The sequence below is a fragment of the Streptomyces natalensis ATCC 27448 genome, from assembly GCF_000935125.1.
GTDB lineage: Bacteria > Actinomycetota > Actinomycetes > Streptomycetales > Streptomycetaceae > Streptomyces > Streptomyces natalensis.
In genome coordinates this window covers 1-21,798 of the sequence record NZ_JRKI01000010.1, presented here as the reverse complement: position 1 = coordinate 21,798, position 21,798 = coordinate 1, and the positions used below count along the sequence as shown (strand labels likewise).

The following is a 21,798-nucleotide window of genomic DNA, read 5'->3' as shown; positions in this document are numbered from 1 at the left end:
GACTTGCGGGGACTGCCGACAACGACCCTCGGGGGTAGCGCGTATGACCGCAGACCACGAACGCTCCGACAGCCTCCGGACGTTCGGTGCCGTCTATCAAGGGTTCCGCGAGAGCCGGGGATTTACGCAGGAGGCCCTGGCGCCGGAGATCCGGTACTCGTCGGACTACATCGGTTCGGTGGAGCAGGGGCGGATGCTGCCGTCGAAGACATTCATCGACCGGTCGGAGGAGGTGTTGGACGCCCTCGGAGTACTACGGAAGGCGGCCAAGCGGTTGTCGAAGAAGCCCGGACTGGCCTCGTGGTTCCAGGCGTGGGCGAGCCTGGAGGAGGCCGCGACCGTCCTCTACACGTTCGAATGCCGCCTGATTCCAGGACTGTTGCAGACGGAGGCGTATGCGCGGACGCTGTTCACGAACCAGCTACCGCTCCTGGACAAGGACCAGATTGAGGTCCAGTGGACGGCGCGGGCAGAGCGGCAGAACCTGCTGCGGGAGCGGCCGAACACCGCGTACAGCTTCATCCTCGAAGAGCACCTGTTCCTGCGCCGCACAGGCGGGACTGAGGTGACCCGTGAACTCATCGACCACGTCCTCGACCTCGCCCAGCAGCCGAATATAGACCTTCAGATCATGCCGCTGGTGCGCGAGAGGCACGCCGGGCTAGACGGGCCTATTCGATTGCTGGAGACACCGGAGAACGAGTGGTTCGCCTACTGCGAGGGGCAGGAGAGCGGCGTGCTCACCTCCGACTCGAAAGTGGTCAGCATGCTCCAGATGCGGTATGCCAGGATGCAATCCCAGGCTCTCACCTCTGAAGACTCTGTGAGCCTGTTGCGGCAGATGCGAGGAGCCCTATGAGCACCGACGAACTGGCCTGGTTCAAGAGCAGCTACAGCAGCGGCGGCTCAGGAGACTGCGTAGAAGTCGCCCTCTCCTGGCGCAAGTCCAGCTACAGCGGCGGCTCCGGCGACGACTGCGTCGAGGTGGCCACCTGCCCGTCCACCACCATCCACATCCGCGACTCCAAGGACAAGGACGGCCCGCAGCTGGCGGTACCTGCCGCGTCCTGGGCGGCCTTTGTCACGTACGCTGCCCACGACTTGTAGGGGTCCGTACGGGGGGTGCCATGCAGCCGTTGCAGGCGGATGATCCGCAGAGCCTGGGGAACTACCGCCTGATGGCGCGGCTCGGGGCGGGCGGGATGGGCCGGGTCTACCTGGCGCGCACGTCCGGCGGGCGCACCTTCGCCGTCAAGGTCGTACGGCCCGAACTCGCCGAGGACGCCGGCTTCCGGCGCCGTTTCCGGCACGAGGTGAGCATCGCCCGCGCGGTGTCCGGGCCGTACACCGCCGCGGTCGTGGACGCCGACACCGAGGCCGCGCTGCCCTGGCTGGCCACCGCCTACGTGCTCGGTCCGGCCCTCGACGACGTGATCGACCGGCACGGCCCGCTGCCCGAGACGTCCGTACGCCCGCTGGGGGCCGGTCTCGCGGCGGCGCTCACCGGGATCCACGCGGCGGGGCTGGTGCACCGCGATCTCAAGCCGTCGAATGTGCTGCTGGCCGCCGACGGGCCGCGCGTCATCGACTTCGGTATCGCGCGGGCGGTCGACGGCGAGCGGCTGACGAGTACCGGCGTCGTGGTCGGCTCGCCGGGGTTCATCCCGCCGGAACAAGCCACTGGGGAGGTGGCCGGGCCGCAGGGCGATGTGTTCTCGCTCGGGGTCGTGCTGGCGTACGCCGTGAGCGGGCGCCAGCCGTTCGGTTCGGGATCGGCGGCCGGCATGCTGTACCAAGTCGTCCACGCGGAACCGGACTTGTCGGGCGTACCGGAGGGCTTGCGTGTGCTCGTCCGGGAGTGTCTGGCCAAGGATCCGCAGGCGCGGCCCACTGCCGAGCGGCTGGTCGCCGAGCTGGCCCCGGACGGCGTTGCGGCGGCGCTGGACGGCTGGCTGCCGGGGCCGGTCGCCTCGTCCATCGCCCAGCATGCGGCGCGCATCCTGGACCTGGACACGCCGCTGCGGGACGGGCGGGCGGCGGCTGTGCGCACTCCCACGGCTCTCGATCAGGGTGCCGCCCACGAGCCGACCCGTCCGGAGGCCGTGAAACGGGAGGAACCCGGCACGTCACGTCGCAGGTTCCTCGCGCTGGGGGCGGGGGCCGCGGTGGTCGCCGCCGGGGGCGGAGCGGCCTGGGCCTTGCAGGGGCTCGGCGGCGGGCCGACACACCACACACGGCACCGGGACAACCAGCACCAGGACGAGCCGATCGATCCCGCGGACTTCACCACCCCGCCCGCCGGGACGAGCCCGAAGACCCTGTGGCACGCGCAGGCGAAGTCCCTCAGCCTGAACTACGAGATCCCGCCGATGGTGATCGGCAACCTGCTGATCGCCAGCGGTGACCCGCTCGTCGCCCACGACGTGGCGACCGGGCGGCAGAAGTGGTCGGTGCCCGATCTGACGACGCCCGGTGCGCCGCTGGTGCACGCCGCCGGGCTGCTGTTCTTCACCAGCAGCAAGTACGACGGCGACTTCGTCGGTCTCGATCCGGCCACGGGCAAGGAGGCGTGGCGCAGCAGGCTGGGCGGCAAGTACGACAACCCGCGCCCGATCGCCGCCGACGGGCGGAGGGTCTTCGTCATCGCCACCGTCGTCGCCGAAGACGCGAAGAACCCCACCGTGATCGCCGCGGTGGACATCAAGACCCGCCAGGTGCTGTGGCGGAAGCCACGTACGAAGGGAGCCGGCGACTGGGACGTCGCGGCGGCCACCGACGGGCGGCATGTCGTCTACGCCGACGACCAGAACAACGTCACGGTGCGCGACGCCGGGAGCGGCGAGCAGCTGTGGACGAAGCCGGTGGGGGACGACAGCGCGGCGCGGCCCACGATGTACCGCGACAAGGTCATCATCGGCGGTCCGGCGATGCGCGCGTTCGACCTCAAGACGGGCGCCCCGCGGTGGTCACTGCCCAGCGGTCACCGCAACCCCTTCCAGTCTCCGCTGACTCTCGTGGGCAACACCCTTTACACCTCGGTCTACCAAGACGGCGTGTGGGCGGTCGACGCGGCCTCCGGCAAGAAGTTGTGGAAGTCCGACGACCTCGGCCAGCGGTCCGTCCCCCTGGAATTCGTGCAGGTCGGGGACGTGCTCTACGGCGCAACGTACTTCGCCACCGGCGGCGTCTATGCCCTCGACGCCCGTACGGGCAAGCTCCGTTGGACGTACAACGACGGTGTCCACGACGACGGGCAGTGGCACATCACGGCGGCGGGGCGCCGGCTCCTCGCCACCCACTCGGACCGGTTCTACGGGCTGCCCGCCGTCTGACCATCGGACAGGCCCTAAGTGCGCACCGGCCCGGTCGAACCGCGTACGACCAGCTCCGGCTGGAAGACGAATTCGGTGCGCTGTGTTGGCGCCGGGTTGCGCTGTGCCGGATGCCGTAGCGGATCGCGTACGGGACCTCGTACGGGATTCCCCTGGATCTCCTCGACCAGCGCGCCGACCGCCGCCGTCGCCATCGCCTGGACCGGCTGGCGCACCGTGGTCAGCGGTGGGTCGGTGAAGGCGATGAGGGGCGAGTCGTCGAAGCCGACGACGGAGAGGTGGGCGGGAACGTCGAGGCCGCGCTGCCGGGCCGCGCGGACGGCGCCGAGCGCCATCAGGTCGCTGCCGCAGACCAGGCCCGTACAGCCGTCGTCGATGAGCGCGGTGGCGGCCGCGTGGCCGCCCTCGACGCTGAACAGGGTGTGCCGGATGCGTCGTTCGGCCTGCCCCCTCGACAGGCCGAACGACTCCTCCAGCGCCGCCGCGAAGCCCTCGGCCTTGCGGCGCGAGGGGACGTAGCGGGCGGGTCCTACGGCGAGGCCGATCCGGGTGTGGCCCAGCTCGGCCAGGTGGCGTACGGCCATCCGGGCCGCGGCGCGGTCGTCGGGGGAGACGAAGGGCGCGTCGATGCGGTCGTTGTAGCCGTTGATCAGGACGTAGGGGACTCCTCGCGAGGTCAGGCGGGTGTAGCGGGACGGGTCGGCGGCGGTGTCGGCGTGCAGGCCGGAGAGGAAGACGATGCCGGTGACGCCGCGTTCCTCTAACTGCTCGACGAGTTCGTCCTCGGTGGCGCCGCCGGGCATCTGGGTGCAGAGGACGGGGGTGTAGCCGTGGCCGGCCAGGGACTGCTCGATGATCTGGGCGAAGGCCGGGAAGATCGGGTTGGTGAGTTCGGGGATGACGAGGCCGACCAGGCCCGCGCTGCGGCGTTGGAGCCGTACGGGGCGTTCGTAGCCGAGGACGTCGAGGGCGGCGAGCACGCGGTGGCGGGTGGTCGCCGCGACGCCCGCCTTGCCGTTGAGGACGCGGCTGGCGGTGGCTTCGCTGACCCGCGCCTGGGCGGCGATGTCGGCGAGGCGCGGGGTGGGGCGGGGTGTCGGCAGGGTCACTCCTCCCACCAGATGGTGGTGTCGGCCGGAATCACGCAGCCTTGTGCAACCAACGCGCCGCCTTGTGCAACCAACACGCGGCCTTGTGCAACCAATTCGTCACTGTCGGTGTTCGACAAGTAAGAAAGGTCAGCGGGCGAAGGCGAAGAGGAGTCGGAGAGCGACGGCGATGAGGAAGGCGAGGAAGGCAGGGAAGGCAGGGAAGGCAATGATGACAGCGATGAGATGAGCATGCGGCGGCCGGACCGTTCGGGCAGCGTCACCGCCGCCTCGGTGGTGTTGGCCGTGCAGACGAGGCCGCCGGGGCGCCGGAAGGCCAGTACGCCGTCGGGGGCGTCGAGCCATTCGACCGCGTCGCCCGCGCCGAGGCCGGGGTGGGCGCGGCGCAGGGCGAGGGCGGTGCGGTAGAGCTCCAGGGTGGAGTCGGGGTCGCCGGTCTGCGCCTCGACGGTGAGCGGCGCCCAGTCGGCGGGCTGCGGCAGCCAGGGGTCGGCGGTACCGAAGCCGTAGGGGGCCGCGTCGCCGGACCAGGGAAGGGGTACGCGGCAGCCGTCGCGCAGGCCGTCCTGTCCGTTGGCGCGGAAGAACGAGGGGTCCTGGCGGACCTCGTCGGGCAGATCGAGGACTTCCGGGAGGCCCAGTTCCTCGCCCTGGTAGAGGTAGGCGGATCCGGGGAGGGCGAGCATCAGCAGGGCGGCTGCACGGGCCCGGTCGAGGCCGCCGCCCAGGCGGGTGCGGTGGCGTACGACATCGTGGTTGGACAGCACCCAGGTGGCCGGGGCACCGACCGGGCGCACCGAATCGAGGGACTCGTCGATGACGGTGCGGAGCCGGTCCGCGTCCCAACTGGTGTTGAGGTAGTGGAAGTTGAATGCCTGGTGCAGCTCGTCGGGGCGGACGTACAGGGCGGTGCGCGCGGTGGTGGGGGCCCATGCCTCCGCGACCGCGATGCGATCCCCCGCGTATTCCTCCAGGACGGCGCGCCAGGCGCGGTAGACGGCGTGCACGCCGTCCTGGTCGAAGAAGGGCAGGACCTGATTGCCGAGAAGTTTGAGCTGTTCGCCGTGGCCCATGTCGGGCAGGCCGGGAGCCTTGACGAGGCCGTGGGCGACGTCGACCCGGAAGCCGTCGACGCCCAGGTCCAGCCAGAAGCGCAGGATGGAGCGGAACTCGTCCTGGACGGCGGGGTGTTCCCAGTTGAAGTCGGGCTGTTCGGGGGCGAAGAGGTGCAGGTACCACTCGCCGTCGGACAGGCGGGTCCAGGCGGGGCCGCCGAAGATGGACTCCCAGTCGTTGGGCGGCAGTTCGCCGTTCTGGCCGCGCCCCTTGCGGAAGTGGAAGCGCTCGCGGGCGGTCGAACCGGGGCCCTCGGCCACCGCCCGGCGGAACCATTCGTGCTGGTCGGAGCAGTGATTGGGGACGATGTCGACGATGATGCGCAAGCCCAGGTCATGGGCGTCGGCGATCACGGCCTCGGCGTCGGGCAGCGTGCCGAACATCGGGTCGATGGCGCGGTAGTCGGCGACGTCGTAGCCGCCGTCGGCCTGCGGGGAGGCGTAGAAGGGGCTGAGCCAGACGGCGTCCACGCCCAGGTCGCGCAGGTAGGGCAGGCGGCTGCGGATGCCGGCCAGGTCGCCCATGCCGTCGCCGTTGCCGTCGGCGAAGCTGCGCGGATAGACCTGGTAGATCACCGCGTCGTGCCACCATCCGGGGCCGGAGGGGTTGTGCTGAGTGGTCATGTCATCCCTTGGTGGTGCCGGCGGTCAGTCCGGCGACGAGGTGGCGCTGGGCGAACGCGAAGACGAGCGCGGCCGGTACGGCGATGATCACGGCGGCTGCGGTCATCGATCCCCAGTCGTTGGTGTACTGGTTGACGAAGGTCTGGAGGCCGCCGGCGAGGGTGAGGTTGTCCTCGCCGGTCATGAAGGCGGAGGCGTAGGCGACTTCGGCCCAGGCGGTGACGAAGGTGTAGAAGCCGGTGACGGCCAGGCCGGGGCGGGCCAGCGGCAGGACCAGGCGCCAGAAGGTGCCGAAGGGGTTGAGGCCGTCGACGCGTCCGGCCTCGTCGATCTCCACGGGGATGGTGTCGAAGAAGCCCTTCATCATCCAGGCGCAGAAGGGGACCGCGATGGTGAGGTAGGTGATGACGAGTCCGGCGGGCTGGTTGAGCAGGCCGAGGGTCGCCATCAGGTTGTAGAGCGGCACGATCAGCACGGCCACCGGGAACATCTGGGTGAGCAGCAGCAGCCACATCAGCGGGCGCATCCCGGGGAAGCGGAAGCGGCTGACGGCGTAGCCGGTGGTGGCGGAGAGGAAGACGCCGAGGACGGTGGTCAGTCCGACGATGACGACGGAGTTCCCGAACCACGTGAGGAATGCGGTGTCGGCCAGGACGTGGGTGTAGTTGGCGAGGGTGGGGTGGGAGAGGAGGCCGGTGGTGAAGGCGTCGTTCTGGGGTTTGAAGGACGTCACCAGCAGCCAGAAGGGCGGGAAGACGGCGATGACGGCGGCGAGGGCGAGCGCGAGGTGCAGCCCCACGGAGGCCAGGGGATGCCGTTGATGGCGTTTACGGGACATGGTCACCACACCTCTCCCTGCTTGCGCAGCGCCCGGCGGTAGACGACCGCGACGGCCGAGAGCAGGACGAGGATCAGGACGCCCCAGGCCGCGGACTCGGAGAAGTTGCGGGGGCTGTCGACGAAGGAGAGCCGGTAGGCGTAGGTCACCAGGATTTCGGTGGCGTCGCCGGGGCCGCCCCTGGTGAGCAGGAAGATCACCGGGAACATGTTGAAGGTCCAGATGGTGGAGAGCAGGATCACCGTGCTGCTGACGGACCGCAGCCCCGGCATGGTGATGTTCCGGAAGCGCTGCCAGGGGTTCGCACCGTCCATTTCGGCGGCCTCGTACAGCTCGCCGGGGATGGACTGGAGCCCGCCGAGCAGCGTGACCAGCATGAACGGCACGCCCAGCCAGACGTTGACGGCGATGACCGAAAGTTTCGCCCAGGTCGGGTCGTTGAGCCACGGGATGGCGTCGATGCCGCCGCCGGCGAGCAGTTTGTTGAGCAGGCCGCTCTTTTCGTTGTAGAGCATCCGCCAGGTGAAGACGGAGATGAAGGCGGGGACGGCCCAGGGCAGGATGAGGGCGAGGCGGTAGAAGGTGCGGCCGCGGAGCGTGCGGTTGAGCATGGTGGCGAGCGTCAGGCCGAGCAGAAAGGTCAGTGAGACGCAGGCGACGGTCCACAGGACGGTCCAGCCGAGGCGGTTCCAGAAGACGTCGTCGGAGAGGATCGCGGTGTAGTTGTCGAGGCCGGTGAACTTGTAGGTGGCGGGGATGTGGTTGACGCCGATGTCCCGCTGGACGTTGGCCTCGTTGGCGTCGGTGAGGGAGAGGAAGACGCCCCGGACCAGCGGGAATCCGATGATCACCCCGATGACGAGGACGACCGGGGCGACCATCGTCCAGGCGTACCAGTGGGTGCCCAGGGCCCGGCGCACCCTCCCCCGTTGCGCTGCGGCGAGGGTCACTTGTAGTCCTTGAGCAGCTTTCGGTAGGCGGCACCGGTCGTCTTGGCGGCCTGTTCGGGTGTGGCGCTGCCGGTGAGCACCTTGTTCATCTGGACCTTGATGGGTTCGAAGAGGGAGTTGCCCTCGGCGATCCAGGGGCGCTGTACGGCGCGGTCGACGGCGGGCTTGAAGAACGTGACCATCTCGTTCTGCTTGACGGCCGGGATCTGGTACACGGACTTGCGGGTGGGCAGCAGGCTGAGTTTGTCGGTGGTTTCCTGCTGCACCTTGGCCGAGCTCATGTATTTCACGAAGGCGTAAGCGGCTTGCAGGTTCTTGCTGCCGGCGTATACGGAAAGGTCCCAGCCGCCTTGCGGTGATCCTTGCGCGGTGCTGCCGCCGGGTACGGGGGCGACGCCGAGGTTCTTCTTGTCCTTGAAGGCCTGGCCGGCGCGGGCGCCCTCGATGTCCCAGGGGCCGTCGACGGCCATCGCGACCTTGCCGTCCTTGAGGGCGGTGAGCTGGTTTTCCTGGCCGTCGGTGGCGTCGGTGATGGCGGCCTTGGAGTCGACCAGGTCCTTGATGGCGGCGAAGGCCTTCACGCCGGCGGCGTTGTCGATCTTCACGGTCTTCGAGTGGGCGTCGATGGTGTTGCCGCCCTCGCCGTAGAGGTAGGGCAGGAACCAGTAGGGGTCGTCGCCGCGCAGGTAGAGGGCGGTGGCGCCGGTCTTGTCCTTGATTTTCTTGGCGGCGGCCTTGAGTTCGGCGAAGGTCTTGGGAACGGGGACGCCGGCGTCCTTGAGGAGCTTCTTGTTGTAGAAGAGGGCGAGGGTGTCGATGACCTGGGGTGCGGCGTAGGTCTTGCCCTTGAACTTCGTGGACCCGACAGCCTGCGGGAGGTAGTCGGCGGTCTTGTCGAGGGCGGGGGTGCCGTCGAGCGGGGCGAGGTAGCCGAGGTTGGCGAAGTCGGCGACCCAGGCGACATCGGTGCGCATCACGTCGGGGGCGCCGGAGTTGCCGCCGGCGGCGTTCTTGAACTTGGCGTTGGCGTCGCCGAAGGGAACGTTCACATACTGAACGTGGACCTTGGGGTGTTCTTTCTGAAAGCCTTCGGCAAGCTTGCGGTAGGTCGCCTTCTCGGCGTCGTTGGAGGTGTCCCAGAAGGTAACGGTTCCGGACAGTTCGCCGCCGCTGTTGGCCGAGCCGTTGCCGTCGCTCCCGCCGCATCCGCTTGCCGTCAGCGCCAGGCCCGCTACCAGCGCGGTTGCGGTGATGCCACGTATGCCGGGTATGCCACGCCGCATGTGAACTCCTTTGGGGATCGCCGTAGATGGCGGTCAGGAACGTAACAGCGCTGCAAACAAACCGAAAGACCTTGCGGAAAATCCTTGCAAGGAGACTGGAAGAAATTGCAACCGGTTGGCCGGAACGGCACCCTTGGGACTCCCCGGTCCCCGTCACCCGGGGCCCACCCGAGCGTTGAGTCCGTGAAGACACGTCAGTGAAGACACGTCAGTGAAGACACGTCAGTGAAGACACCACGCCCCTTCACCTCATGACCCCACAGGGACGCAGATGACCCAGGAGCTCACTTCCCCCGGCCTCGCACCCCAGACCACCGCACCAGGCCGGGGTTCCGGATGGTGGCGGGACGCCGTCATCTATCAGGTCTACGTCCGCTCGTTCGCCGACAGCGACGGCGACGGCATCGGCGATCTGCGCGGCGCCTGCGCCAAGGTGCCGTATCTCAAGGCGCTGGGCGTGGACGCCGTCTGGCTGACGCCGTTCTACGCCTCGCCCCAGGCCGACGGCGGCTACGACGTCGCCGACTACCGCGCCGTCGACCCGCTCTTCGGCAATCTGGAGGATGCCCGGGACCTGATCGGCGCCGCCCATGACGCGGGCCTGCGGGTGATCGTCGATGTCGTCCCCAATCACACCTCCGACCAGCACCCGTGGTTCCAGGACCCCGAACTGGCCCGGAAGCGCTATGTGTTCCGGCCCGGCAAGGGCGAGCGCGGCGAGCTGCCGCCGAACGACTGGGAGTCGATCTTCGGCGGCCCGGCCTGGACCCGTACCGACCGCGGCGACTGGTACCTCCATCTCTTCGCCCCCGAACAGCCCGATCTGAACTGGGACAACCCCGACGTCCACGCCGAATTCGCGGCCATCCTGCGCTTCTGGCTGGACCTGGGCGTCGACGGCTTCCGGGTCGACGTCGCCCACGGCATGGTCAAGGCGCCCGGTCTGCCCGACATCGGCCGCGGCGAACAGGCCCAGCTCATCGGCAGCCAGGTCCTGCCGTTCTTCGACCAGGACGGGGTGCATGCCATCCACCGCTCCTGGCGGCGCCTGCTGGACGGATACGGGGACGCCTGCGGCAAGGAGGTGATCGCCGTCGCCGAAGCCTGGGCCCCCAGCGCCGAACGCCTCGCCCTCTACGTCCGCCCCGACGAACTGCACCAGGCGTTCAACTTCCACTATCTCCAGGCGAGTTGGGATACGGCCTCGCTCCGCACCGTCATCGACGAGTCCCTCGATTCGGTGCGCCCGGTCGGTGCCCCGGCCACCTGGGTGCTGTCCAACCACGATGTCGTACGCCACCGCACCCGCCTGGGCGGCGGCCTCGACCGGGCCCGTGCCGCCGCCCTGCTGATGCTCGCCCTCCCCGGATCCGCCTACCTCTACCAGGGCGAGGAACTGGGCCTCCCGGAAGTCCTCGATCTGCCCGACGAGGTCCGCCAGGACCCCTCGTTCTTCCGCGCCAACGGGCAGGACGGGTTCCGCGACGGCTGCCGGGTGCCGCTGCCCTGGTCCGGCGATCTGCCCCCGTACGGCTTCGGGCCCGGCGGGAGCTGGCTGCCGCAGCCCGCCGACTGGCGGCTGCTGACCGTCGAGGCACAGACCGGTGACCCGTCCTCCACCCTGGAGCTCTACCGCACCGCGCTCGATCTGCGCCGCAGACTGCCGGGCCTGGGCGACGGCGAGATGACCTGGCAGCCCGCGCCCGAGGGGGTGCTGGCCTTCCGCCGGCCCGGAGTGCTCTGCACGGTCAACACTCTCGGCCGCCCGGCCGAACTCCCGCTGCCGGGGCAGCCGCTGCTCTCCAGCGCCCCCGTCACCATCGACGGCGCCTCGGCCGTCGTCCCCGGTGACACCTGCACCTGGTGGGCAATCTGACATGCGCCCGGTACAGTCCCATCCCATGACCGCCCGGCTCTCCGATATCGCAGCACAGGCGGGTGTCAGCGAGGCCACCGTCAGCCGGGTACTGAACGGAAAACCCGGTGTCTCCGCCACCACCCGCCAGTTGGTGCTCGCCGCCCTCGACGTGCTGGGCTATGAGCGCCCGGTACGGCTGCGGCAGCGCAGCGCGGGCCTGGTCGGGCTGATCACACCCGAGCTGGAAAACCCCATCTTCCCGGCCTTCGCCCAGGTCATCGGGCAGGCGCTGACGCGGCAGGGCTATACGCCGGTGCTCGCCACGCAGACGCCGGGCGGCTCGACGGAGGACGAGCTGACCGAGATGCTGGTGGAGCGCGGCGTGGCCGGCATCATCTTCGTCTCCGGGCTGCACGCCGACACCTCGGCCGATATGGAGCGTTATGCGCAGCTGCGCGGCCGGGGGGTGCCGTTCGTCCTCATCAACGGCTTCTCCGACCGGGTGCAGGCGCCGTTCGTCTCCCCCGACGACCGGGCCGCGGTGGATCTGGCGGTCACCCACCTCACGGCGCTCGGCCATCAGCGGATCGGGCTGGCGCTGGGGCCCGAGCGGTTCGTGCCCGTGCAGCGGAAGATCGAGGGGTTCGTCCGCAGCATGCGGGACCGGCTGGACATGAGCCCGGCCGAGCTGGGGCCGCTCATCCAGCATTCGCTGTTCACCCTGGAGGGCGGGCAGGCCGCGGCCACCGCGCTGATCGACCGCGGGGTGACGGCGATCGTGTGCGCCAGCGACATGATGGCGCTGGGGGCGATCCGGGCGGCGCGGCAGCGGCGGCTGGACGTGCCGAACGAGATGTCCGTGGTCGGCTTCGACGACTCCCCGCTGATCGCGTTCACCGATCCGCCGCTGACCACGATCCGGCAGCCGGTGACGGCGATGGGGCAGGCGGCGGTGCGCGCGCTGCTGGAGGAGATCGGCGGGACGCCCGCTCCGCACAGCGAGTTCGTTTTCCATCCGGAGCTGGTGGTGCGCGGATCGACCGCTTCGGCGCCCAAGTCGGCGTCCAGGGTGGCGGGAATTCCGCGGCCGGTCCGTACGTCTTGATACCTCCTGTCCGTATGCCTCGATACCTCCTGACACCGTGAGACGGGTATCGGGGATCCGCTGAATTCTTCCGGGATTTTTCCCGCTGCGGTACGAGGGTCCGTATCCCTCTCGAAAGGGATACGGACCCTCGGATAACCGACCGAAGGATGATCGGCGACATGCCCGTTTCTGGCAGACTGTCTGCCTATGGGTGATGCGAATGTGAGGACTTTGGAAGGTCGGCCCGCCACCCCGCAAACCCCTGGGGGGAGCGCGGACCGCCCGTCGGACGGCTGCCGATGGGCCCGGCTGCGCACACCTCGGACGCCCCGTCTCTGGTTCGAGATCCTCTTGATCGCGGTCAGTTACTGGACGTATTCGCTCATTCGAAATGCGGTCCCGGAACAGAAGGCGAAGGCGCTGCGGAACGCCGACTGGGTCTGGCAGGCGGAGCATGCGCTGGGAATCGCCGTGGAGCACACTGTCAACCACGCGGTGAATTCGGTGACGTGGCTGATCGTGTCGATGAACTACTACTACGCGACGCTGCACTTCATCGTGACGATCGGCGTGCTGGTCTGGCTCTATCACTGGCATCCGGGCCGCTATGCCGCGGCCCGGCTGGCGCTTTTCGCGACCACCGGGGTCGCGTTGGTCGGCTACTACTTCTATCCGCTGGCGCCGCCGCGGCTGATGTCCGGCGGCGGCTTCGTCGACACCGTGGTCGAGCACGACACCTGGGGCTCGATGGCGTCCGGCAATCTCGCCTCGATGTCCAACCAGTACGCCGCGATGCCCTCGATGCACATCGGCTGGTCGCTGTGGTGCGGGATCACCGTCGCGATGCTGGCCAAGCCGCTGTGGGTGCGGATCGTGGCCCTGCTCTACCCCACCGTGACGCTGCTGGTCATCGTCTCCACCGCCAATCACTTCTGGCTGGACGCGGTCGGCGGGGTGCTGTGTCTGTCCTTCGGGTTCACGGTGGCGATGGGCTGGTACGGGAGGCTGCCGAGCCATCTGGCGCGGTATGCGGCGGCGCCGGAGGCGAATCTGGCGCGGGTGGGCTGAGGGCGCACCCGTCGGGCAGACGGGCTGAGAGCGCACCGTCGTCCAGACGGGCCGAGGCCGCGCCCGCCGCACCCGCCGCCCCTCACCCCCGTCACCCGAATGACCCACCGCGGCCCGGATAGGTATGCGGCGCGGAACCGGGGCCGGCCCGTCCGGGGCCCGGTCCCTGTCTCGATATCTGTCGGCGCCGGACCCGCTGTGGGAGGTCGCGGAGGGGGCGGCGATGCGCCCCGGCCGGCCGCGCCTCGGCCCGCGTAGACCCGTGTCGGCCCGCGTAGACCCATCTCGGCCTTCGTAGGCGCGCGCTCAGCCCTCGTAGAACAGCTCCTCCACCACCGCCCGCGCGCGGCGCGTCGTGCGGCGGTAGTCGTCGAGCATCTCGCCGACGTGGCCCTCCTCGTAGCCGAGGTAGCGGCCGACGGCGGCCAGTTCCCGCCCGTCGGCGGGGAAGGTGTCGCCGGGGCGGCCGCGGACCAGCATCACGGCATTGCGCACCCGCGCCGCCAGCACCCATGCCTCGTCGAGGATCTGGGCGTCCTCGGTGCCGATCAGTCCGGCGGCGTGCGCCGCGGCCAGCGCCTCGCGGGTGCGGGGCGTGCGCAGCCCGGGGACCTCCCAGCCGTGGCGCATCTGGAGCAGCTGAACGGTCCATTCGACATCGCTCAGGCCGCCGCGCCCCAGCTTGGCGTGGGTGGTCGGATCGGCGCCGCGCGGCAGCCGCTCGGCTTCCATACGGGCCTTGAGGCGGCGGATCTCGCGGACCGCGTCCTCGCCCAGGCCCTCGGCCGGATAGCGCAGCGGATCGATCAGCTCGATGAAGCGGCGGCCGAGGTCCTCGTCGCCGGCGACCGGTTCGGCCCGCAGCAGCGCCTGGGCCTCCCAGACCAGCGACCAGCGGCGGTAGTAGGCGGCGTACGAATTCAGGGTGCGCACCAGGGGGCCCGAGCGGCCCTCCGGACGCAGATCCGCGTCTATGGGCAACGGTGGGTCGGCGGAGGGGAGTTGGAGCAGCCGGCGCATCTCGTTGGCGATGGCGAAGGCGGCCTTGGCGGCCTCGTGGTCGTCGGCGCCGTCGCGCGGTTCGTGGACGAACAGCACATCGGCGTCCGAGCCGTAGCTCAGCTCGTGGCCGCCGAAGCGGCCCATGCCGATGACCGTGAAGCGGGTGGGCAGGGTGTCGCCCCACTGTTCGCGGACCGCGGCGCGCAGCGCGCCGGCGAGGGTGGCGGCGTTGAGGTCGGAGACGGCGAAGCCCACGGCGTCGATGGCATGGCCGTGGTCCTCCTCGGCCGGCCGGCCTTCGGTGCCGTATGCGCGGATCACGTCGGCGGCGGCGGTGCGGAACAGCTCCCGGCGGCGCACCCCGCGGGCGACCGCGACCGCCGCCTCGGCGCCCTCCGCGCGGCCGACGGCGGCCAGCACCTCCTGTTCCAGGGCGGCCCTGCCGCGTGGTTTGAGTCCGTCGGTGGCGCCGAGCAGGGCCACCGCTTCCGGGGCCCGCAGCAGCAGGTCGGGGGCGAGCCGCCCGGCGGAGAGCACCCGGGCGAGGTTCTCGGCGGCGGCGCCCTCGTCGCGCAGCAGCCGCAGGTACCACGGCGTCTTGCCGAGTGCGTCCGACACCTTGCGGAAGTTGAGCAGTCCGGCGTCCGGGTCGGCGGAGTCCGCGAACCAGCCGAGCAGAACGGGCAGCAGCGTCCGCTGGATCGCGGCCTTACGGGTCACGCCGGATGCCAGCGCCTCCAAGTGGCGCAGCGCGGCGGCCGGATCGGCGTACCCGAGGGCCTCCAGGCGGTGACCTGCGGCCTGTGCCGACAGCCGGGTCTCGCCGGGCTCCAGATGGGCGACGGCATCGAGCAGGGGACGGTAGAAGAGCTTCTCATGCAGTCGGCGCACTTCTCTGGCGTGCCACTTCCACTCCTTACGGAGGGTGTCAACGGGCTCGGTGAACAAGCCCAATGAGCGGGCCAGGCGCCGCAGATCCGTTTCTTCCTCGGGCATCAGATGGGTGCGCCGCATCCGGAAGAGCTGGATGCGGTGTTCCAGCGCCCGCAGGAAGCGGTAGGCGGTGTCCAGGGCGGCGGCGTCCTGGCGTCCGACGTAGCCGCCGGCCGCCAGTGCGGCGAGCGCGTCGAGGGTGCCGGGGCCGCGCAGGGTGGGATCGCTGCGGCCGTGGACCAACTGGAGAAGCTGGACGGCGAATTCGACGTCGCGCAGGCCGCCCGGGCCGAGTTTGAGCTCGCGTTCGACGCGGTCGGCGGGGATGTTCTCGACCACCCGCAGGCGCATCTGGCGCACATCGGCGACGAAGTTCTCGCGCTCGGCGGCCTGCCAGACCATCGGCTCCACCGCATCGACATACGCCTGGCCGAGGTCCAGATCGCCGGCCATCGGGCGGGCCTTGAGCAGGGCCTGGAACTCCCAGGTCTTGGCCCAGCGCTGGTAGTAGGCGAGATGGCTGGAGAGGGTGCGGACCAGCGGGCCGTTGCGGCCCTCGGGGCGCAGATTGGCGTCCACCGGCCAGATGGTGCCCTCGACGGTGACGTCCGAGCACAGCCGCATCATGCGGGAGGCGAGCCGGGTTGCGGCCTGGAGGGCCTTGGCCTCCTCGACGCCTTCCTTGGCCTCGGCCACGAAGACGACGTCCACGTCGGAGACGTAATTGAGCTCGCGGGCGCCGCATTTGCCCATGGCGATGACGGCCAGCCGGGAGACCGCGGCGTCGCCGGGCGCCTCCTCGTAGGAGATCTGGAGGGCGGCCCGTACGGTCGCGGTGGCCAGATCCGCCAGCTCCGCCGCGGCCTCGGCGACATCGGTCGTCCCGCACACATCGCGGGCCACGATCCCCAGCAGGCTGCGGCGGTAGGCGACGCGCAGCGCATCGGCGCGCGAGCGGCCCTCGCCCCGCTCCCCCCAGATGCCCTCGGCGAGCGCCTGCTCGAACTCGGGGGTGGTGGGGTGCAGATCCACCGATTCGTAGGTGACCAGCGAACGCCAGTCGCCCGGGTGCCGGGCGAGGTGGTCGGCGAGCGCCTCGGACGCGCCCATCACCCCCAGCAGCCGGTCGCGCAGCGGTTTGGCCGCGACCAGGGTGCTCAGCAGTTTCTGCTGCCCCTCCGGGCTCTGGGCCTCCACCAGCCGGGCCAGCCCCAGCAGCGCCAGGTCGGGGTCGGCGGTGCCGCCCAGTGCCTCCAGTAGCACCGAGTCGTCGCGTACGGGGGAGAACTCGGGGGTGTCGAGCAGCCGGGCGGCCGCCGAGGGGTCGGTGAACCCGTGCCTCAGCAGCCGGCTGAAGGTACTGCTCCGCCGTCCCTGGGGAGCGGGTAGTGCCATGGGTGCGGCCTCTCGGTGGCTCAGAGCACGGGCAGCATCTTGCGCAGCTCGAAGGCGGTGACCTCGGAGCGGTACTCCTCCCATTCCTGCTTCTTGTTGCGCAGGGAGTGATGCATGATCCTTCGTACCTTAGAAAACTTTACCCGGGGACCCTCTGACCAGCAGTCGGGCGGTTGTCGTTGGTCGTCGTTGGTTGCTGTCGGCTGTCCTCGGACGGCCCACAGACGGCCCCGCCATGGCGCTACTGCGGCCCCTCTGCGGGCCCTGCCTTGCTCTGCGCACGTACGCAGTCGGGGCATGTCCATGCTCGCCCCAGGATACGAAGCAAACGTGTCTCGGGGTGGTCGGGGCAGTGAAGCTCGGCGGGGGGTGCGGGTTTGTGCGGCTGGGCGATGTACGGCACGAACCAGCGTCGCCCATGTTCGTCGCGCTCGATCATTCCCCGCGGTCCCCATCGTCTTGTTCGTCGGGCTCGGGCTCGGGCGCGCTGACAACCTCCTCGTTCATGAGGTCGTAGCCATTGATCTCGTCGGGGTGGGGCATGGTCTTCCTCCCGCAGTCTGACTGCCCCGAGACTCTGCCCGCGGCATCGGCGAGTCAAGGGGCCCGATGCCGCGGCGGGCGGTGACCTGCCCGGAATTAGTCGCCGCCAAGTACCGCGGGGAGGACGCGCACGCACGTCCACACCTCGCCCGCAAGGCTGCGAGTCGCCCGTCCGCTATGCGGTTGTGCCAGCTCTCCGCTGGTAGAGAGCGCCTGACCGGCGGTGCGGTAGGTCTACGGTCCGGACCCGTTTGAACCCCTGCGCCTCGTAGTAGCGGCCAAGGTCGTCGTTTGTCTTCCACGCGTCGACACGGAGCCAGCGCTTCCCGGCTTTCTCGGCTTTCTGTGAAGCCCAGTTGAGCATCACAGCTCCCAATGAAAGCCCTCTAGCTGCGGGGCGAGTAATCACTCGATGCGCATACAGGGCATCATCGGGGCAATCATCGGGGCACCAAAACTCGGGATCGGCGAATTCATCTACTGTGATCGTCCCTAGGTAATCGGCGACGTCGACCAATATGTAGGCGTTTCCATGTTCAATATCTCGGGAGATTTTTTCCACGTTTGCCGGATACTGCCACTGGTTGATTCCTCTGGAGTGCAGCCACTGCGCCGCCTCGCTCCACATCGAGGCAATGACATCCTCTTCGCCAGCAACAGCAGGTCGAATAGTGAGGCCATTAGACATTGGGCTTACCCGCTCCCAGCTCGTAGCGGAGGACATGGCGGTCCGTCGGCATGGCGGTGACCGTCACCCGGACCGGACCCTCTTCGGTGTACCCCACGCGCGTCCTGACCAGCAGCGGAACGCCCGCCTCGACTGCCAGTTCATCGGCCTGCTTCGGGTTCGGCATGGCTGCGGATACGTCGTCGACGTATCGAACCTGAACATGCCCCATAGAAGCCATGAAGGCGATTACACCCTCTGCAATGTCCGCCGGTTCGGCGATAGGAGTGTTCTTAACGAGGTCGTGAGAGTAGTAGGAGTCCTCAGTCGACCAAGGGTGATCGTCAACGAACCGCAGCCTGCGCCGCACCAGGACCAAATCACCAGGATCGATAGCGAGTTTCTCCGCAATTGCTGCATCTGATTTTTCGATGCTGACGGAGATTTTTTGACTGGGCGTGCGGCCCTGCTCGCGGATGTCTTGGACCCACGCATCGACACCAGCTGCCAATCGCCTGTTCTGGTCCTCCGAGCGCGACGCGTTGTAAATCAACACGTCTTTACGGTGAACCATGTAGGCCCTCCCCTGACTGGGGAAGATCAGCCCCTCAGCAACGAGTCGTTTGAGACCCAGTCGCACGGTGTTGCGAGAGGCGTCGTGCAGCTCCATGAGCTTCCGCTCACTGGGGAGCTTGCTACCGGGCGGGTATTCGCCGCTCTCGATCTTCGCGCGAAGAGAGTCCGCCAGCTGGACATACAGGGGATCTGAACGAGTCGCCATGCCTCCATGATGCCCCGCTTGAACCACTGGTTGGTACGAGCTGAACCAAAGTGCTTGACGTGTCACACCTCGCGGGTGCAGCATCTTGGCAACTGGTTGGTACCAGCAAGGCCAGAAGGACCAGAGGTACCACCATGTCACCGCCCAGAGGCCCCGGTGACAGGGGGCCGAAGGAAACGGCTGTTGGTTGTTACCTGAATAGTGATCATGCGGGGCTGACGCGGAAGCGGCGGTCGCGGCAGGCGTCTAGGCCACCGAAGCATCGGTGCAACCGGGGGCGAACCACCGTGATGAACGTCGTTTCTCCCCTATGCGCTTGGCAGGCGCCACCCGGTCTGGGTGTGGGGAAGCACAGCGCAGGCCCTATGCATGTGGCGAGATGAGACAGATCGCCCCCGAGACGACCGGGTCATGTCGTCGGCGGCACTACATGCCAACTGCACCGGCTCTGGAAAACACCTTCGGGTGCCACCCCGTGCAGCCGCCCTGCTGGCGTCAGAGCAGCGACGATGACGCACCCGATTTCCCCGGCTCGGGATCGGTGCTCCGTGGCAACGGCGCACCGGTGAAAGCCGTGTCCCTGCTCTCTGCGGGAGGTCGGTGTGAACCGACGACATAGCCCGGCGCCGCCGTGACGGATCGGCCGGCGGCGCTTGCACCACTTCCGATCCGCCTCTACCTGGCTCCGCAGAGCGCTTGCGCTGCGGCCGGCTGCCTCCTCCGCCCGTCCGGCTTTCTGCCGTACGGGCGGGGCTGAGGGGAGCCGGGATGTTCCCGAGCCCACACCTTGAGGAGCGCTTCGTGAAGAAGACCGTTGCGACTACCAAGAACGGCCACCCTGTCGAGATCCACGAGGACCGTGATTTCTACGGCCGGATCGACATCGACGCGATCTGCAAGGGATGCCGTGCGCACGTGGCCGCGCTCAATGTCTACGAGCCGGGCCGCAGTGAGCGATTCCGTGTCACCACGTGGGCGGAGAAGCACGCCCGTACGTGCCACCGCTGACCGGTCGTTTCTCCGCCCCGATGGTCGAAGGCCGGGTTCGACTCCCGGCCGGGGCACTCCGGCACAGCCGGACGCAACGGCGAAAGCGCCGCCCGGGGGCAACCGGACGGCGCACGCCACAGGCACCCGTAGGAGGAACACCTGTGATCGCCCACAGCATGACACCCCACACGCCGACGGCACACCCCGCCGACTCCGCCCCGGACAACGGCAAGGCCCTGCGCCGCGCCCTGGCGGGGGGTGCGCGGTGATGGACGGCAACCCCGAGCAGCAGGCCGCCGACGCGCTCGCCCAGCAGCGCATCGAGGAAGCCATGCGCGCCGCCGCCGCGGCCGAAGCCGCGGCCGCCCGCGCCGCCGAACTCCAGGGCAGCGCCCGGTGAGCGAGCCCGAGCCCCGGCACGACCGGGCACCGGACACCACCGACCAGATGCCGCCGCTGCCCCAGCATCAGCCCGGCGGCTCCCTCTAACCCGCTTCCACAACGGCACGCGGCCCCGGGATCGCACCCCGGGGCCGCTGTCGGGCCGTTCCATTCGAGAGGAGCACGACCCATGTCCGACCTTACTTCCAGGCCCGTCCTGGATTCGTACGTCCACGTCTCCACGACACAGACCTACCGCGGTGGAGTTGATCTGATCGCGGTGGAGCGCGCCGTCAACGACATGCCGCCGGCCGGGATGACCGCGGACGAGAAGCTCATGGCCGCACGGATCCTCGCCGACCACGGTGTCGCCCTGAACGTGATCGCCCGCCACCTGCGGCTCCCCCACCGCCTTGCCCGGCCGGCCAAGGCCAAGCACCAGCCTGAGCCTGCGAGCTGCGGCACGGACCGGGGATACCGCCGCCACCAGCGGCGGAACCAGGCCCCGTGCACGGCTTGCCGTTCGGCTCATGCGGCTGCCGACCGTCGCTACCGGCTGACCGGCACCTCGAAGGAGCTGGCCGCATGAGCGTCAAGAAGACCCCCGCCGCGCACATGCAGGCAGCATCCGAAGCAGTGCGCCGGCACAACCACGCCGCCATGGCTGGCGGGTACGACAGCACGCCCGAGGTCAGCCACGCCGTGATCGCCCTGGTGGAGATGTGCGGGCGGCTACTCCAGGCGACCGAGCACATGAGCGGTCGCGTGTTCCGCGACCTGGATGCCGGTGTGCTTGACCCGGACGACGGCACCGCGCCCGAAGAACACGCCCGCGGTGCCGAACTGGCGCTCCTGGATGCACGCCTGGCCCTGTCGGAACTGCTCGGTCAACTCCAGCTGGCAAGCGGCCACTTGTGGCACCTGGGCATGGTCTACGAGCCCGAGGAGACCGAGGCATGAGCCACGTAGACACTGCTCTGCCCGCAGCGCACGCCGAGGTGAAAGCGGAGATCGCGCGGACGGACACCAAGACGGGTCTGTTGCTGGCGTTCGTCGGCGCGGTACTCGCCAGCGCCTGGACGGTCGCCCGTGACCTGCCGATGAACCTGCCCGCCTATGTGGTGGGCGGGCTCGGCATGGCAGTGCTGGTTGCGGCGGCCGGTCTGTTGCTGTGGTCGGTGCGGCCGAACCTGCGTGGCCGGCACGGTTTCCCGCTGTGGGCCACCCTCACGGCGGAGGAGATCGGTGCCGCCGTTGCCCGGGATCTGGCCGCCGACATCGCCGGACTGTCCCGGGTCGCGGTCGCCAAGTTCACGTGCCTGCGCCGTGCGGTCGACCTCACCCTGACCGGCGGCGCCCTGCTCATCCTCGCCGCCCTGCTCACCGCCGGGGGTGCCCGATGACCAGCACCAAACTGACCCGGGTACAGATCGGGGTCCTGACGGCCGCGTTCGTGCCGATGCTGGCCACGGGCGTGTTCGGCGGGATCGGCACGTACAGCAACATCGGCCACGCCTACGGCAAGGGCACCGCACTCGGGGCGCTCGCCGCCGGTGAGGGCGCCACCGCCGTGCTCGCCCTGGTCCTGCTCGGCTTGACCATGCTGGGACAGTCCTCCCCGCGCATCGTCCGCGCCGGTCTGTGGGCACTGCCGGCCGCCGCTGCCGTCATGGGAGCGATGGCCGCCCCCGATCCGGGCCGCACTGTGATCTACGCCCTGACTCCGATGGGCATGTCCGTCTCGGCCGAGGGCATGGCGTTTTTGGCCCGGCGGATCGTGGTGCACACCGACGGCCGCGACGCGGAGAACGAGCGCCACACCGCCGATCTGGTGCAGGCGCT

General features: G+C 69.3%; 19 protein-coding genes and 2 pseudogenes. 12 read left to right on the top strand and 9 right to left on the bottom strand.

Annotated elements, in window-relative coordinates; all coding sequences use genetic code 11:
* Positions 1–43 precede the first annotated feature (43 nt).
* The 3 genes from SNA_RS08530 to SNA_RS08520 are packed head-to-tail and all read left to right on the top strand — an operon-like array spanning position 44 to position 3,332.
* Entirely contained in the window at positions 44–859 is an 816-nt protein-coding gene (locus SNA_RS08530; RefSeq protein WP_030069078.1) for a helix-turn-helix domain-containing protein, read from the top strand.
* On the top strand, positions 856–1,107 hold the full coding sequence (locus SNA_RS08525; RefSeq protein ID WP_030069080.1) for a DUF397 domain-containing protein: 252 nt from the start codon (positions 856–858) through the stop codon (positions 1,105–1,107). The genes SNA_RS08530 and SNA_RS08525 overlap by 4 nt, the downstream gene beginning before the upstream one ends.
* Before the next feature lie 20 nt (positions 1,108–1,127).
* Positions 1,128–3,332: a protein kinase domain-containing protein gene (locus tag SNA_RS08520; protein WP_030069082.1), complete on the top strand. Its 2,205-nt coding sequence runs from the start codon at positions 1,128–1,130 to the stop codon at positions 3,330–3,332.
* 14 nt (positions 3,333–3,346) lie between these two features.
* Here the strand turns inward: SNA_RS08520 and SNA_RS08515 are convergent, their stop codons facing one another.
* The 5 genes from SNA_RS08515 to SNA_RS08495 all read right to left on the bottom strand — a co-directional run bounded on the left by SNA_RS08515 (position 3,347) and on the right by SNA_RS08495 (position 9,251).
* Positions 3,347–4,441 carry a LacI family DNA-binding transcriptional regulator gene (locus SNA_RS08515; RefSeq protein ID WP_030069083.1) on the bottom strand — a complete coding sequence of 365 codons (1,095 nt, stop codon included), beginning with the start codon at positions 4,439–4,441 and terminating at the stop codon, positions 3,347–3,349.
* Positions 4,438–6,180, bottom strand: coding sequence for a glycoside hydrolase family 13 protein (locus tag SNA_RS08510; protein WP_044364161.1), 1,743 nt, complete (start codon positions 6,178–6,180; stop codon positions 4,438–4,440). Before SNA_RS08510 ends, SNA_RS08515 begins: the two co-directional genes overlap by 4 nt.
* Before the next feature lies 1 nt (position 6,181).
* The gene (locus SNA_RS08505) at positions 6,182–7,018 is read right to left on the bottom strand and encodes a sugar ABC transporter permease (protein ID WP_030062753.1); all 837 of its coding nucleotides are present in this window, start codon (positions 7,016–7,018) and stop codon (positions 6,182–6,184) included.
* A 2-nt stretch (positions 7,019–7,020) separates the two neighbouring features.
* Positions 7,021–7,899: a carbohydrate ABC transporter permease gene (locus SNA_RS08500; protein WP_104531941.1), complete on the bottom strand. Its 879-nt coding sequence runs from the start codon at positions 7,897–7,899 to the stop codon at positions 7,021–7,023.
* A 65-nt stretch (positions 7,900–7,964) separates the two neighbouring features.
* Entirely contained in the window at positions 7,965–9,251 is a 1,287-nt protein-coding gene (locus tag SNA_RS08495; RefSeq protein ID WP_030062751.1) for an extracellular solute-binding protein, read from the bottom strand.
* 271 nt (positions 9,252–9,522) lie between these two features.
* On the opposite strand from SNA_RS08495, the gene SNA_RS08490 reads away from it, so the two are divergent.
* From SNA_RS08490 to SNA_RS08480, 3 genes are all read left to right on the top strand, one after another.
* Positions 9,523–11,127, top strand: a complete 1,605-nt coding sequence (locus tag SNA_RS08490) for a glycoside hydrolase family 13 protein (RefSeq protein ID WP_044364160.1) — start codon at positions 9,523–9,525, stop codon at positions 11,125–11,127.
* Between the two features lie 25 nt (positions 11,128–11,152).
* Positions 11,153–12,214: a LacI family DNA-binding transcriptional regulator gene (locus SNA_RS08485; RefSeq protein WP_030066468.1), complete on the top strand. Its 1,062-nt coding sequence runs from the start codon at positions 11,153–11,155 to the stop codon at positions 12,212–12,214.
* Between the two features lie 189 nt (positions 12,215–12,403).
* Entirely contained in the window at positions 12,404–13,264 is an 861-nt protein-coding gene (locus tag SNA_RS08480; RefSeq protein ID WP_030066469.1) for a phosphatase PAP2 family protein, read from the top strand.
* Between the two features lie 306 nt (positions 13,265–13,570).
* Here the strand turns inward: SNA_RS08480 and SNA_RS08475 are convergent, their stop codons facing one another.
* The 4 genes and pseudogenes from SNA_RS08475 to SNA_RS08465 all read right to left on the bottom strand — a co-directional run bounded on the left by SNA_RS08475 (position 13,571) and on the right by SNA_RS08465 (position 18,585).
* Positions 13,571–16,594: a bifunctional [glutamine synthetase] adenylyltransferase/[glutamine synthetase]-adenylyl-L-tyrosine phosphorylase gene (locus SNA_RS08475; RefSeq protein WP_044364159.1), complete on the bottom strand. Its 3,024-nt coding sequence runs from the start codon at positions 16,592–16,594 to the stop codon at positions 13,571–13,573.
* A 20-nt stretch (positions 16,595–16,614) separates the two neighbouring features.
* Positions 16,615–16,698, bottom strand: a pseudogene (locus tag SNA_RS08470) (glutamine synthetase); the annotation flags it as partial.
* 614 nt (positions 16,699–17,312) lie between these two features.
* A complete protein-coding gene (locus SNA_RS39275; protein WP_078969773.1) occupies positions 17,313–17,825 on the bottom strand; it encodes a GNAT family N-acetyltransferase in 513 nt (170 codons plus the stop codon).
* The gene (locus tag SNA_RS08465) at positions 17,818–18,585 is read right to left on the bottom strand and encodes a GntR family transcriptional regulator (RefSeq protein ID WP_030066471.1); all 768 of its coding nucleotides are present in this window, start codon (positions 18,583–18,585) and stop codon (positions 17,818–17,820) included. Before SNA_RS08465 ends, SNA_RS39275 begins: the two co-directional genes overlap by 8 nt.
* A gap of 801 nt (positions 18,586–19,386) precedes the next feature.
* On the opposite strand from SNA_RS08465, the gene SNA_RS08460 reads away from it, so the two are divergent.
* The 6 genes and pseudogenes from SNA_RS08460 to SNA_RS08440 form a co-directional block, all read left to right on the top strand.
* On the top strand, positions 19,387–19,593 hold the full coding sequence (locus tag SNA_RS08460) for a hypothetical protein (protein ID WP_044364156.1): 207 nt from the start codon (positions 19,387–19,389) through the stop codon (positions 19,591–19,593).
* A gap of 250 nt (positions 19,594–19,843) precedes the next feature.
* Entirely contained in the window at positions 19,844–19,975 is a 132-nt protein-coding gene (locus tag SNA_RS44660; RefSeq protein ID WP_275041987.1) for a hypothetical protein, read from the top strand.
* Positions 19,976–20,146: 171 nt separating this feature from the next.
* A complete protein-coding gene (locus SNA_RS08455; protein WP_044364154.1) occupies positions 20,147–20,545 on the top strand; it encodes a hypothetical protein in 399 nt (132 codons plus the stop codon).
* Positions 20,542–20,916 carry a hypothetical protein gene (locus tag SNA_RS08450; protein ID WP_030062810.1) on the top strand — a complete coding sequence of 125 codons (375 nt, stop codon included), beginning with the start codon at positions 20,542–20,544 and terminating at the stop codon, positions 20,914–20,916. The genes SNA_RS08455 and SNA_RS08450 overlap by 4 nt, the downstream gene beginning before the upstream one ends.
* Positions 20,913–21,359: a Pycsar system effector family protein gene (locus SNA_RS08445; protein WP_044364152.1), complete on the top strand. Its 447-nt coding sequence runs from the start codon at positions 20,913–20,915 to the stop codon at positions 21,357–21,359. The genes SNA_RS08450 and SNA_RS08445 overlap by 4 nt, the downstream gene beginning before the upstream one ends.
* Positions 21,356–21,798, top strand: a pseudogene (locus SNA_RS08440) (conjugal transfer protein); the annotation flags it as partial. The gene SNA_RS08445 and the pseudogene SNA_RS08440, both read left to right, overlap by 4 nt.